10 protein-coding genes are annotated in these 13,128 nt (G+C 70.0%); 6 read left to right on the top strand and 4 right to left on the bottom strand.

The window, feature by feature from the left end; genetic code table 11:
* Positions 1-230: 230 nt before the first annotated feature.
* Together CTZ28_RS47220 and CTZ28_RS27105 are read right to left on the bottom strand one after the other, a co-directional pair.
* Positions 231-383 carry a hypothetical protein gene (locus CTZ28_RS47220; protein WP_183154603.1) on the bottom strand — a complete coding sequence of 51 codons (153 nt, stop codon included), beginning with the start codon at positions 381-383 and terminating at the stop codon, positions 231-233.
* Positions 365-1,405: a ketoacyl-ACP synthase III family protein gene (locus CTZ28_RS27105; RefSeq protein WP_121892327.1), complete on the bottom strand. Its 1,041-nt coding sequence runs from the start codon at positions 1,403-1,405 to the stop codon at positions 365-367. The genes CTZ28_RS47220 and CTZ28_RS27105 overlap by 19 nt, the downstream gene beginning before the upstream one ends.
* Before the next feature lie 316 nt (positions 1,406-1,721).
* Here CTZ28_RS27105 and CTZ28_RS27100 point away from each other — a divergent pair, with 316 nt between their 5' ends.
* The 4 genes from CTZ28_RS27100 to CTZ28_RS27085 all read left to right on the top strand — a co-directional run bounded on the left by CTZ28_RS27100 (position 1,722) and on the right by CTZ28_RS27085 (position 5,661).
* Positions 1,722-2,804 carry an acyltransferase domain-containing protein gene (locus CTZ28_RS27100; RefSeq protein ID WP_121892326.1) on the top strand — a complete coding sequence of 361 codons (1,083 nt, stop codon included), beginning with the start codon at positions 1,722-1,724 and terminating at the stop codon, positions 2,802-2,804.
* 8 nt (positions 2,805-2,812) lie between these two features.
* A complete protein-coding gene (locus tag CTZ28_RS27095) occupies positions 2,813-4,081 on the top strand; it encodes a beta-ketoacyl-[acyl-carrier-protein] synthase family protein (RefSeq protein WP_121892366.1) in 1,269 nt (422 codons plus the stop codon).
* Complete coding sequence (locus tag CTZ28_RS27090; protein WP_121892325.1) at positions 4,078-5,304, top strand: ketosynthase chain-length factor; 1,227 nt, start codon at positions 4,078-4,080, stop codon at positions 5,302-5,304. The genes CTZ28_RS27095 and CTZ28_RS27090 overlap by 4 nt, the downstream gene beginning before the upstream one ends.
* Positions 5,305-5,391: 87 nt before the next feature.
* Positions 5,392-5,661 (top strand): acyl carrier protein, encoded by a 270-nt coding sequence (locus tag CTZ28_RS27085; RefSeq protein ID WP_121892324.1) that lies wholly within the window; start codon positions 5,392-5,394, stop codon positions 5,659-5,661.
* 57 nt (positions 5,662-5,718) lie between these two features.
* On the opposite strand, the gene CTZ28_RS27080 is transcribed toward CTZ28_RS27085, so the two are convergent.
* A complete protein-coding gene (locus CTZ28_RS27080) occupies positions 5,719-6,666 on the bottom strand; it encodes an aromatase/cyclase (RefSeq protein ID WP_121892323.1) in 948 nt (315 codons plus the stop codon).
* Positions 6,667-7,184: 518 nt separating this feature from the next.
* On the opposite strand from CTZ28_RS27080, the gene CTZ28_RS27070 reads away from it, so the two are divergent.
* Positions 7,185-8,228, top strand: a complete 1,044-nt coding sequence (locus tag CTZ28_RS27070) for a tyrosine-type recombinase/integrase (RefSeq protein WP_310887626.1) — start codon at positions 7,185-7,187, stop codon at positions 8,226-8,228.
* Positions 8,229-8,378: 150 nt separating this feature from the next.
* Here CTZ28_RS27070 and CTZ28_RS27065 read toward each other — a convergent pair whose 3' ends face one another.
* A complete protein-coding gene (locus tag CTZ28_RS27065) occupies positions 8,379-9,908 on the bottom strand; it encodes a helix-turn-helix domain-containing protein (protein WP_121892321.1) in 1,530 nt (509 codons plus the stop codon).
* A gap of 348 nt (positions 9,909-10,256) precedes the next feature.
* Here CTZ28_RS27065 and acnA point away from each other — a divergent pair, with 348 nt between their 5' ends.
* Positions 10,257-12,989, top strand: a complete 2,733-nt coding sequence (acnA, locus tag CTZ28_RS27060) for an aconitate hydratase AcnA (protein ID WP_121892365.1) — start codon at positions 10,257-10,259, stop codon at positions 12,987-12,989.
* The last annotated feature ends 139 nt before the right edge of the window (positions 12,990-13,128 follow it).

Below are 13,128 nucleotides of genomic sequence, written 5' to 3'. Positions count from 1 at the left end.
GTTCCACGTCCACGCCCACGGGAAAGCCCGGTGCCACCGCCACCAACCAGTGTGGTCCCGAACGGGACAGGCTGAACATCACGGGGACAGGGGAGTCCAACAGGGCCGGCGGGCCATGGCCGAGGGTGCCGCAGTGTGGGCACGGGGACCGGCCGATGAGCAGGCGCTCGGGAGGCGTCCGTCCCGACCCGTTCGGCGAGGATACGTCGCAACGCCGTGTGCGAGGCGGCTCAGCGGTGTGCGGCGAGCGGCCGTCGGATACGGCGCATCCGGTGCAGTTCGGCCGAGGAGAGCAGCGACGGATCGGGGGCCGGGCCGTCGTCCGCGACCCAGCCAGCCCACACCGTCACGCGCAGCAGGCCGCTCACGCGCCGGTCGCCCATGAGCCCGTACCCGTGAACTCCACGACCGCGCAGCTCCAGGTGAACCCGGCGCCGACCCCGAACAGCAGGCCCGACTCACCGGCCCGAGCCCGGCCCGCACCAGTGAGGAACGCGAGGCCCGCGAACTGGTCGCCGGCCCCGAGGTGCCCCACCGAACGGCCCCACTGCCAGGTGGTCCGTTCCTCCGGGATGCTCCAGCGGCGAAGGAACGTCGAGCCCAGCCGGCCGCGCCCGAAGTTCGGCAGCACGAACCAGGAGATGTCGGCGAGGGTGCGGTCCGCCTCGGCGAGCGCGCGCTTCAGCGTCTCGTCCTGCCCGGCCGTGATCCGGGCGACACTGTACGACCGCCCGGTGTCCTCGATGAACGCGCGCTGGAGCAGTCCCAGATCGATCGGCTGCCGCACCGCGAACGGCACCGGCGAGAACGGGTCCCGCCCCCGGTGCATCTGCTCAAGATCGGCATCCGACACGGTCACGAGGCTGCGGAGGCGTGCGAAGCCCGTGTGCCCCCGGTTGAGGAGGAGCGCGGTTCCCGCGTCGCCATACACCGTGCCGGGGTCACTGCGCCAGCGGTCGAAGCCGGGCTCGCCGAACACGTCACCCGTCGTCAGCAGCGCGGCCGTACGGCCGGGCGCGCCGACGAGATAGCCGGACGCGAGTTCCAGCGCTGCCATGCCCCCGTTGGAGAGCTGTTTGATCTCGATCGCGGGGCACCGGTTGCCGACCGCGCAACGCTGGATGTAAGAGGCCGGAGCCCACAAGTCGTGCCCTTGGTGCTGCACGGTGGCGTGCAGCACCAGATCGATGTCGGCGGGATGCGTATCCGTCCGCTCCAGCACGTGCCGTGCCGCGCCCACCGCGAGCTCGGGCGCGGAGGTGCCCGTCGACACCGCGACGGAGGCGATCCCGCTACGGGTCGCGGTGCGCTCGTCGCACCGCCCGTCCCGCAGCGCCTCCGCCATGGTGCTCCTGCCCTCCAGGTGCACGGCCGCCCCGGCGATGTACAGATCGTCGAACCTCATGTCCCGATGCCCTTTCACCGGCTGTCCAGAAGGGAGCCCCGCGGACGCCGACGGCCGCCGGTCCGGGTGGTGCCCGGCCCGGCGGCCCTCGTACCACCGCGGCGCGCCGGGGCAACGGGTCGCGTGCCTCCGGCCGGGACAACAGTCCGGTCGACCAGTGGACGAGCGGTCCAGCACGACTGGAGCGGCCCTGCTCGGGCACGTTCCGGGACGGCGCGAGGGTGGTGCGCACGGCGCCGGCCGTTGTGCCCCGGGTCGACCCAGACTCCAGACGGCGCTCCCAGCATGGCGGGACACCGAGGAGAGGAGATCCGCCGTGACCGCACCGCCGTCGGCCGTCCTGCTGTTTCCCGGACAGGGTGCGCAGCAGCCAGGCATGGGTGTCGGCCTCTACCACGCGCACTCGGGATTCCGGAGACGTATGGACGAGGTCCTCGAGCTTTGGCGCGCACACGGGTTCGAGCTGCGCGCCGACTGGCTCGCCGCCCGTCGCAGCCCGGAGACCGACAGTCTGCGCACCGCGCAGCCGCTGCTGTTCTCGCTGGACTGGGCCCTCGGCCGGACGGTCCTCGACGCCGGGGTGCGGCCCGCCGCCCTGCTCGGGCACAGCGTCGGCGAGGTCGTCGCGGCCACCCTCGCCGGTGTCTTCGAGCCGGCCGACGCCGTGGCCGTGATGGCGGACCGGATCGCTCAGCTCGACGGCAGCCCGCCGGGCGGCATGCTCGCCGTGCAGGCAGGTCCCGACGAGGTCGCCCCGTACACCTCGGACGAGGTCGTCGTCGGAGCCGTCAACGCGCCCCGCCAGGTGCTGCTCGCCGGCCCCGAGGAGGGCTTGCGCATCGCCGAGGAGAGGCTGCGCGCCGCCGGCGTGACGTGCCGCAGGGCCCGCGCGCTCAACCCGTTCCACAGCCCTGTGCTCACCGAGGCGGCCCTGCACGCGCTGCCGCTGCTCGCCTCGGTGCCGATCCGTCCGCCCCGGATGGTGCTGTACTCCGCGTACGAGCCTGGGCCATTGACTTACGAACGTGCCCGGGACCTGCGGTTCTGGGCGCTCCAGCCGGCGCGTCCCGTGCTGTTCGGGCCGGCGCTCGACATGGTGCTCGCCGATCAGGACGTGGTGCTCGCCGAGGCGGGCCCCGGACAAGGGCTCACCGCGCTCGCGCGCCGCCATCCGAGGGTCGCGAAGGGAGGCTCCCGGGCGATCGGTCTGCTGTCCGCGCAACCGGGCGAACCGGACGCCGAGTGCGTGTACTTCGCGAAAGCCCTCGCCGAACTCGCGGGCGCACCGGCAGCCGACTCGGCCGCACGGGCGTCCAGGCCGGTTCCAGCGGGTCTCCAGACCGACTTGACACGGTTACATCCGGGGGCCGGAGCGCCGGTTCCCGCCGACATCGAGTGAGGATGCCCATGGAACGACGCGTCGTCATAACCGGGATCGGTGCGGTGGCGCCCGGGGGAACAGGGATCAAGCGGTACTGGGATCTGCTGTCGACCGGGCGGACGGCCACCCGCACGATCTCCCTCTTCGATGCCTCCCCGTACCGCTCACAGGTCGCGGCTGAGGTCGACTTCCAGCCCGCGGCGGCTGGGCTGTCCCCGCAGGAGGAGCGCAGGCTCGACCGCGCGGGCCAATTCGCACTGGTCGCGGCCCGGGAAGCGATCGCCGACTCCGGCCTCGACCTCGCGACCCCGCGAGCCGAGAGCACGGGGGTGTCGCTCGGCTGTGCGGTCGGCTGCACCACGTCGATGGAGGACGAGTACGTCGTCCTGAGCGACGGCGGCGCCCACTGGCTCGTCGACCCTGAGTACGTGGTGCCCCGGCTCTACGACCACTTTGTCCCGAGTTCACTGGCCGCCGAGCTGGCCCGCGAGGTCGGCGCCAAGGGCCCGGTCTCGCTGGTCTCCGACGGCTGCACCTCGGGTCTTGACGCCGTCGGCCACGGCGCCGACCTCATCCGCGAGGGCAGCGCCGACATCATCGTCGCCGGCGGCACCGACGCGCCGATCTCTCCGATCACGCTCGCCTGCTTCGACGCCATCAAGGCGACCACGCCCCGCAACGACGACCCCGAGCACGCCTCCCGTCCATTCGACAACACCCGCAACGGGCTCGTCCTCGGCGAAGGCGCCGCGGTGCTGATCCTGGAGGAACTGGAGCACGCACGGCGCCGCGGCGCCCGCATCTACGCCGAGGTCGCAGGGTTCGGCACGCGCAGCAACGCGTACCACATGACCGGACTGCGTTCGGACGGCGCGGAGATGGCCGAGGCGATCCGGGTGGCGCTCACAGAGGCGCGGCTCGCGTCCGGGCAGATCGACTACGTCAACGCGCACGGCTCCAGCACCAAGCAGAACGATCGGCACGAGACCGCCGCCTTTAAGACGTCGCTCGGTGAGCACGCCCACCGGGTGCCTGTCAGCTCCATCAAGTCGATGATCGGACATTCCCTCGGCGCGATCGGCGCGCTCGAACTCGTCGCGTGCGTCCTTGCGATGGAGCACCATCTGATCCCGCCGACGGCGAACCTGCACGAGTTCGATCCGCTGTGTGATCTCGACTACGTCCCCTTGACCGCGCGCGAGGCCCGGGTCGACTCCGTCCTTAGCGTCGGCAGTGGCTTCGGAGGCTTCCAGAGCGCCGTTGTCCTCGCCCGTCCCGAGAGGAGCGCCGCGTGACGGCCACCGCTACCCGTCCCGTGATCACCGGCATGGGAGCCGCCGCCCCCACCGGGCTCGGTGTCGCCGTCCACTGGTCGGCCATTGCCGAAGGCGTGAACGGTATTGCGGAGATTACCCGCTTCGACGCCTCCGGCTACCCGGTGCGGCTCGCGGGCGAGGTGCCCGGCTTCGAGGCCACCGAGCACGTCCCAAGCCGACTGCTGCCGCAGACCGACCACATGACCCGGCTGGCCCTGTACGCGGCGGACGAGGCCCTGAAGGACAGTGGCCTCGACCTCGCCGCCATGGCCCCGTACGAGGCGGGCGTCTCCTCGGCCTCGTCGATGGGCGGCTTCGAGTTCGGCCAGCGCGAGTTGCAGAACCTGTGGAGCAAGGGCGGCCAGTTCGTCAGCGCTTACCAGTCCTTCGCCTGGTTCTACGCCGTCAACACCGGCCAGATCTCCATCCGGCACGGCTTGAAGGGCCCGAGCAGCGCCGTCGTCACCGACCAGGCCGGCGGGCTCGACGCCATCGGGCACGCGCGGCGGCAGATCCGTAAGGGCACGAAGGCGATGCTCGCGGGCGGCGTCGACGGCGCGCTGTGCCCGCTCGGTCTCGCGGGACAGCTCGCCTCCGGCCGTCTCAGCACCGAGGACCGCCCGGACCGCGCGTACCTGCCGTTCGACGAGGCTGCCTCGGGCCATGTCCCGGGCGAGGGCGGCGCGTACGTGGTCCTGGAGGACCCGGTGTGCGCCGCGGAGCGGGGTGCCCGCGTGTACGGTCAACTCGCCGGCTACGCGGCCACTTTCGACCCCGACCCGAGCGCCCCCGAGGCGGACGGCCTGGAGCGTGCGATCCGCGCGGCTCTCACGGACGCGGACCGCCGACCCGGCGACATCGCCGTCGTCTTCGCGGACGCGGCCGGCGTCCGCGAGGCGGACCGCGCAGAAGCGGCCGCACTCGCCGCGGTGTTCGGCAACCGCGGGGTGCAGGTCGCCGTGCCGAAGGCGCAGACCGGCCGCCTGTATGCGGGCGGGGCGGCCCTTGACCTGGTCTCTGCGCTGCTCGCTCTGCGTGACGGCATCGTACCGCCCACCGCGCACGTCACCTCGGTCGCTGCGGACTGTCCCGTGGACTTGGTGACGGGCGACGCCCGTCCGCTCACTGGCGACGCGGCGCTGGTCCTGGCACGCGGCGAAGGCGGCTTCAACGCGGCCGCCGTCGTAACGAGAACGGACTGAACCGCCCCGGCACCGGAGTTACCGGGAGCACCCGATCCACCGGCAAACCACCATCGACGAGCACGAACCAGAGGGAAGGAACCCACCATGAGCGCGCACGGAGTCACGGCACTGAGCATCGACGAGTTCACTCGCATCCTGCGCGAGTCGGCCGGCGAAGACGAGGCGGTCGATCTGAGCGGGGACATCGCCGATGTGCTGTTCACGGACCTCGGCTACGACTCCCTCGCTCTGCTGGAGGTGGCCGGCCGCATCACCCGTGACTACGGGGTCGCCCTTCCCGACGAGGACCTCGACGGCGCCGAGACCCCGCGGGCCTTCGTCGACCTGGTCAACTCGGCCCTGTCGGGAAGCTGAACCGGAACGCGGAGGGAGGGGTCCCGGAAGTCCGGGACCCCTCCCTCCGCGTTCCGGTCAGTGTGACGCGGCTCGTTCCGCGGCCTCCTTGGCCAGCGTGAGGGTGGCCGTGCTGTTCTTGCCGAGAGCACTGCGCACCAAGTCGCGGGCAGTATCGATGGTGGCGTCCGGGCCCAGCAACTCCTGCACCCGATCGGTGCGCAAGACGACGGTGTGCTGTGAGGTGGCACGCACCCCGCGCTCGGTCGGCTCGATGGTCCAGCGGCCCGTGTGCGCGGTCATCAGCGGCGGCACCTGAATCTGCTTGTAGACGAGCCGGTCCGGCCCGAAACCGACTCGTACCGACTTCGTCGTGTGTACCGAGCCGTCTGCGGTGCGGGTGTCCATCTCCACCGTCTGGAGATCCTCGCCGGGCTCGGTCAGCACAAGCCGGCTCACGTGCGGAAGCCGCTCTTTCCACAGATCGGCCCGCCACAGGAAGTCGTACACCTCCTGCTGCGGGCCCGAGATGTCGACGAAGTCCGCGAACGACAGCAGCGCCCTCGGCTCCGCCGCCAGCGATTCGGCCGCCGTCTTCAGCGCGGCCAGCTCGGAGCCGCTGTTGGTGTCGACGGCGCGCTCCACCCACTCGCGGGCCGTGGAGTCGTCGTCCACAACGGTGAAGTCGTGAAGCAGCACGACGCTACTGCCGCCCGGAGCCGCCTTGATGATCCACTCGCCGCCCATCGCCGCGACCGGCGCGGACGAGACCTCCTGGCGGAAGGCCACCCGTAGCGAGCTCGGGTCCAGTTCACGGCGTGAGGTCCATGACCGCACCTCCCCGTTCGCGAACGCCCAGATCCGTAGCCGCTCCGAACGGCTGTCTCCGTCGAGCTTCGCCACGTGCACAGTGGGAGGAAAGATGTGCGGCCAGTCCTCCGCCGCCGCGATCAGCTCGTACACGGCCTTGGGTTCGGCCGCCACATCGATCGTATGACGCGTCCTGATGACGTCTGACTCCGACATGAAGTGCCCCTTTCCGAGATGCCGCCGCGAGTGTCGGGGCTGCTACTCCAGCGGCAGTGGAGACCGACTGGACGACTGGCCAGAGCGCGCGGTCTGCTGTCGAAATGCACGCCGTGCTACATCGAGTGATTTCGATCCAGCGCATGGTCGGTACGGGGGGCTTACGGTCGATTCGAGCAGGCCGACTCTCGCTCCAACCCGACCCTCAACCCGCTCAATACCCCTCCGCAGGAGCGGTCCAGCCGCCCCCTCAGCGCCTGAAGCCTCAAGCGCCGTAGAGCGCCGCCTCCATCCCCATTACCAAGGAGTTCCACCTGGCCGGCTATATAGAAGACCGATGGCTGAAGAAGCGTCCCAACCCGAAGACCGGCAAACGCGAACGCACGGCCCTGTATGGCAAGTGCACCCGCTACCGCGTCAAGGGCATCCCCGGCGTCAAGGACCGTTCCTTCGACGCCCTCCAGGACGCCAAGACCTGGCTCGCCCAGGCGCAGACCAACGCTCGCCGAGGCGAGTTCGTGGATCCGCGTGATGGGGCCATCTCCCTCAAGGACTACATCGCGACCCACTGGTGGCCCAGCCAGAGCGGTGACCCGTCCACGATCGAGCGGATCGAGCAGAGGGTACGGCGGCACATCGTTCCCTACCTGGGTGCTCAGCCGCTCAACGCCATCGGTACGGAAGTCCTGCGCCACTGGAAGAAGCGGCTGGAGAAGGACCTCGGTCCGACCTCGATCCGTCTGGTCTGGGTGACGCTCTCCAGCGTCCTCCAGGCCGCGGTCGAGGACCGTCGCCTCGGACGCAACCCATGCCCGTCCAGCACGGTCGGTCCTCCGGCCGCCACACCCGGCAGGGTCGAGGCGTGGCCGCCCGAGCGGGTCCTGGCGGTACGGGAGGCCCTGCCGGATCGCTATCGGCTCCTCCTCGTGATCGGAGCAGGTCTCGGGCTCCGCCAAGGGGAGGCGCTCGGTCTTTCAGCGGACGACATCGACTTCGAGAAGGATGTCGTGCACGTCCGGCGGCAGGTCAAGATGGTGCGGGCGAAGCTGTGTTTCGCGCTTCCCAAGGGGCGCAAGGTCCGGGACGTGCCGCTGCCGTCAAGCGTGGCTCAGGCCATCCGGCAGCACATGGAGCAATTCGCGCCGGTGCCGGTCACACTGCCCTGGGACGACCCGACTCCGGCCGAGACGCCGGTGGAGGCCAAGCATCGGCGGCCGAGGACCTACAACCTCCTGGTGACGGGACGCGAGCGGAAGGCCATCAACCGGAACTACTTCAACTCCTACGTGTGGAAGCCTGCTCTGGCCAGGGCGGGTGTGATCGCCCCGCTGGACGAGGGCAGCACCGACGGTGCTCGTGTGTGGGAGCCGTCCCGGGAGCACGGCTTTCACGCCCTGCGCCACTTCTACGCCTCCGAGGAACTGGAGGCTGGCGAATCGATCGTCTCCCTGGCCCGCTGGCTGGGGCACTCCGACCCCGGGTTCACGCTGCGGAAGTACTCCCACTTCCTGCCCCGCGCCGGCGCACGAGGCAGCGCCGCCATCGACGCGATCTTCGCGTAGCTGCGGCCGTGGCCGGTCGGTAGAGCCCGTGGAGCGTGGCTCGTAGCCCGCTGCGGGGCCCAAAGTCCCAGAGAAGTCCCAGAGACGCCGCCGCACCCCTCCCTGTCCCGCTAAATAGCAGGTCAGACGGGGTGCGGCGGCGTCGTCGTATCAGATGTCGCGGAAGATCTCGATCTGGGCGCCGATCGAGTTGAGGCGTTCGGCGAGGTCCTCGTAGCCGCGGTTGATGACGTACACGTTGCGCAGCACCGACGTGCCCTCGGCCGCCATCATCGCCAGCAGGACGACCACGGCGGGGCGCAGGGCCGGCGGGCACATCATCTCGGCGGCGCGCCAGCGGGTGGGGCCCTCGACCAGGACGCGGTGCGGGTCGAGCAACTGCAGCCGGCCGCCCAGGCGGTTGAGGTCCGTCAGGTAGATCGCGCGGTTGTCGTAGACCCAGTCGTGGATCAGCGTCTTGCCCTGGGCGACCGCCGCGATGGCCGCGAAGAAGGGCACGTTGTCGATGTTCAGGCCGGGGAACGGCATCGGATGGATCTTGTCGATCGGCGCCTCCAGCTTGGAGGGCCGCACGGTCAGGTCCACCAGGCGGGTACGGCCGTTGTCGGCGACGTACTCCGGGGTGCGGTCGTGGTCGAGGCCCATCTCCTCCAGGACCGCGAGTTCGATCTCCAGGAACTCGATCGGCACCCGGCGCACGGTCAGCTCCGACTCGGTGACCACGGCGGCGGCCAGCAGGCTCATCGCCTCGACCGGGTCCTCGGAGGGCGAGTAGTCGACGTCGACGTCGATGGTGGGCACGCCGTGCACGGTGAGCGTGGTGGTGCCGATGCCCTCGACCCGCACGCCCAGCGCCTCCAGGAAGAAGCACAGGTCCTGGACCATGTAGTTGGAGGAGGCGTTGCGGATCACGGTGACGCCGTCGTAGCGGGCGGCGGCGAGCAGCGCGTTCTCCGTGACCGTGTCGCCGCGCTCGGTCAGCACGATCGGGCGGGCGGGGCGCACGGACCGGTCCACCGTGGCGTGGTACTGCCCCTCCGTGGCGGCGACCTCAAGACCGAACCGGCGCAGCGCGATCATGTGCGGTTCGATGGTGCGGGTACCGAGGTCGCAGCCGCCCGCGTACGGCAGTTTGAAGGCGTCCATGCGGTGCAGCAGCGGGCCGAGGAACATGATGATGGAGCGCGTGCGGACGGCCGCCTCCGCGTCGATGGCGGCCAGCTCCAGCTCGGCCGGCGGCACGATCTCCAGGTCGACTCCGTCGTTGATCCAGCGGGTGCGGACGCCGATGGAGTTGAGCACCTCCAGCAGCCGGTAGACCTCTTCGATGCGGGCGACCCGGCGCAGCACCGTGCGCCCCTGGTTCAGCAGCGTGGCGCACAGCAGCGCCACGCAGGCGTTCTTGCTGGTCTTCACATCGATCGCGCCGGACAGCCGACGGCCTCCGACCACCCGAAGATGCATGGGGCCCGCATAACCCAGCGACACGATCTCGCTGTCCAGGGCTTCACCGATGCGGGCGATCATCTCAAGGCTGATGTTCTGGTTCCCCCGCTCGATCCGGTTGACGGCGCTCTGACTGGTGCCGAGCGCCTCCGCGAGCTGCGCCTGTGTCCAGCCGCGGTGTTGCCGGGCGTCACGGATGAGCTTGCCGATGCGTACGAGGTAGTCGTCTGCCATGAGGTTGAGGTTATCTCAGATATGAGATGGCGCCCGTTGAGGGGGCCATTCGGGTGATGGGGCGCCGGTGTTCCCAGGTGAAAGGGGGGTGTTCGGTGTGTCGCGCTCCCGCTCGTGCTCACCGTCGTCCGGCCGGGGCACCGAATCCGGGCAGGACGGATCCCCTCCGGACATGACCATCCCAGCCCCATGTACTAGAGTTATCTCGACATCGAGATATCTGCCGAGGAGCACCACAGCCGCCACCCCGGTAAGGGTTACCTAACTTAGCCTTACCTTAGCGGATCGGCCCAGTTGCCGTGGCGGCAGGATCGTGGTGGTACGCGCACATCAATGAAGGAGACTGTCGTGTCGGCGAACAGCTTCGACGCCCGCAGCACGCTGCAGGTGGGCGACGAGTCGTACGAGATCTTCCGGCTGGACAAGGTGGAGGGCTCGGCCCGCCTGCCGTACAGCCTCAAGGTCCTGCTGGAGAACCTGCTCCGCACCGAGGACGGCGCGAACATCACCGCCGACCACATCCGCGCCCTCGGCAGCTGGGACTCCCAGGCCCAGCCGTCGCAGGAGATCCAGTTCACCCCGGCCCGCGTGATCATGCAGGACTTCACCGGCGTCCCGTGCGTCGTGGACCTCGCCACCATGCGCGAGGCCGTGAAGGAGCTGGGCGGCGACCCCGCCAAGATCAACCCGCTGGCCCCGGCCGAGCTGGTCATCGACCACTCCGTCATCGCCGACAAGTTCGGCACCAACGACGCCTTCAAGCTGAACGTCGACCTGGAGTACGGCCGCAACAAGGAGCGCTACCAGTTCCTGCGCTGGGGCCAGACCGCGTTCGACGAGTTCAAGGTCGTCCCGCCCGGCACCGGCATCGTCCACCAGGTGAACATCGAGCACCTGGCCCGGGTCGTGATGGTGCGCGACGGCAAGGCCTACCCGGACACCCTGGTCGGCACCGACTCGCACACCACGATGGTCAACGGCCTCGGCGTGCTCGGCTGGGGCGTCGGCGGCATCGAGGCCGAGGCCGCCATGCTCGGCCAGCCGGTCTCCATGCTCATCCCGCGCGTCGTCGGCTTCAAGCTGACCGGTGAGCTGCGGCCCGGCACCACCGCCACCGACCTGGTGCTGACCATCACCGAGATGCTGCGCAAGCACGGCGTGGTCGGCAAGTTCGTCGAGTTCTACGGCGAGGGCGTCGCCGCCACCTCGCTCGCCAACCGCGCCACCATCGGCAACATGTCGCCGGAGTTCGGCTCCACCGCCGCGATCTTCCCGATCGACGACGAGACCCTCAACTACCTGCGCCTGACCGGCCGCAGCGCCCAGCAGGTCGCGCTCGTCGAGGCGTACGCCAAGGAGCAGGGCCTCTGGCTCGACCCGAAGGCCGAGCCCGACTTCTCCGAGCAGCTGGAGCTGGACCTGTCGACGGTCGTCCCGTCGATCGCCGGCCCGAAGCGCCCGCAGGACCGCATCGTCCTCGCCAACGCCGCCCAGCAGTTCAAGTCGGACGTCCTCAACTACGTGGACGTGGTGGACGAGGCGGGCAAGGAGTCCTTCCCGGCCTCCGACTCCCCGGCCGTCGCGCCCAACGGCGCCCCGTCCAACCCGGTACAGGTCACCGCCCCCGACGGCACCACCTACACCCTCGACCACGGTGCGGTCACGGTCGCGGCCATCACCTCCTGCACCAACACCTCCAACCCGTACGTCATGGTCGCCGCCGCCCTGGTGGCCAAGAAGGCGGTGGAGAAGGGCCTGACCCGCAAGCCGTGGGTCAAGACCACCCTCGCCCCGGGCTCCAAGGTCGTCACGGACTACTTCGACAAGGCCAACCTCACCCCGTACCTGGACAAGGTCGGCTTCAACCTCGTCGGCTACGGCTGCACCACCTGCATCGGCAACTCCGGCCCGCTGCCGGACGAGGTCTCCAAGGCCGTCAACGACCACGACCTCGCGGTCACCTCGGTGCTGTCCGGCAACCGCAACTTCGAGGGCCGGATCAACCCCGACGTCAAGATGAACTACCTGGCCTCCCCGCCGCTGGTCGTCGCGTACGCCATCGCGGGTTCCATGAAGGTGGACATCACGCGCGACGCCCTGGGCACCGACCAGGACGGCAACCCGGTCTACCTGAAGGACATCTGGCCGAGCGAGGCCGAGGTCAACGACGTCGTCGCCAACGCCATCGGCGAGGACATGTTCGCCAAGTCGTACGAGGACGTCTTCGCCGGCGACGCCCAGTGGCAGGCGCTGCCGATCCCGACCGGCAACACCTTCGAGTGGGACGCCGAGTCGACGTACGTCCGCAAGCCCCCGTACTTCGAGGGCATGGGCATGGAGCCGGCCCCGGTCGAGGACATCGCCGGCGCCCGCGTCCTGGCCAAGCTCGGCGACTCGGTCACCACCGACCACATCTCCCCGGCCGGCGCCATCAAGGCCGACACCCCGGCCGGCAAGTACCTCACCGAGCACGGTGTGGAGCGCCGTGACTTCAACAGCTACGGCTCCCGCCGCGGCAACCACGAGGTCATGATCCGCGGTACGTTCGCCAACATCCGCCTGCGCAACCAGATCGCGCCGGGCACCGAGGGCGGCTACACCCGCGACTTCACCCGGGCCGCGGAAGGCGAAGGGGACGCTCCGGTCTCCTTCATCTACGACGCCTCGCAGAACTACCAGGCCGCCGGCATCCCGCTGGTCGTCCTGGCCGGCAAGGAGTACGGCTCCGGCTCGTCCCGCGACTGGGCGGCCAAGGGCACGGCCCTGCTGGGCGTCAAGGCCGTCATCGCCGAGTCCTACGAGCGCATCCACCGCTCCAACCTCATCGGCATGGGCGTGCTGCCGCTCCAGTTCCCGGAGGGCGCGTCCGCCGAGTCCCTCGGCCTGACCGGCGAGGAGACCTTCGCCTTCTCCGGCGTGACCGAGCTGAACAACGGCACCACGCCGCGCACGGTCAAGGTCACCACCGACACGGGCGTCGAGTTCGACGCGGTCGTCCGCATCGACACCCCCGGTGAGGCCGACTACTACCGCAACGGCGGCATCATGCAGTACGTGCTGCGCAGCCTGATCCGCAAGTAGGCGACGGCCGGTCCGGACCCCGGCGACGGCCGGTCCGGAAGCAGCCGACGGCACCCGGCACTCGGCGGCGAGTGCCCGGCGTACGGCTCCGCGCACAAGGGCCGCATCCCCGGCGAAGGGGGTGCGGCCCTTCGCCGTG

The organism is Streptomyces shenzhenensis (genome assembly GCF_003688995.1).
Classification (GTDB): Bacteria; Actinomycetota; Actinomycetes; order Streptomycetales; family Streptomycetaceae; genus Streptomyces; species Streptomyces shenzhenensis_A.
Note: the sequence above shows the minus strand (reverse complement) of the source record. Positions and strands in the feature narration are given on the sequence as shown.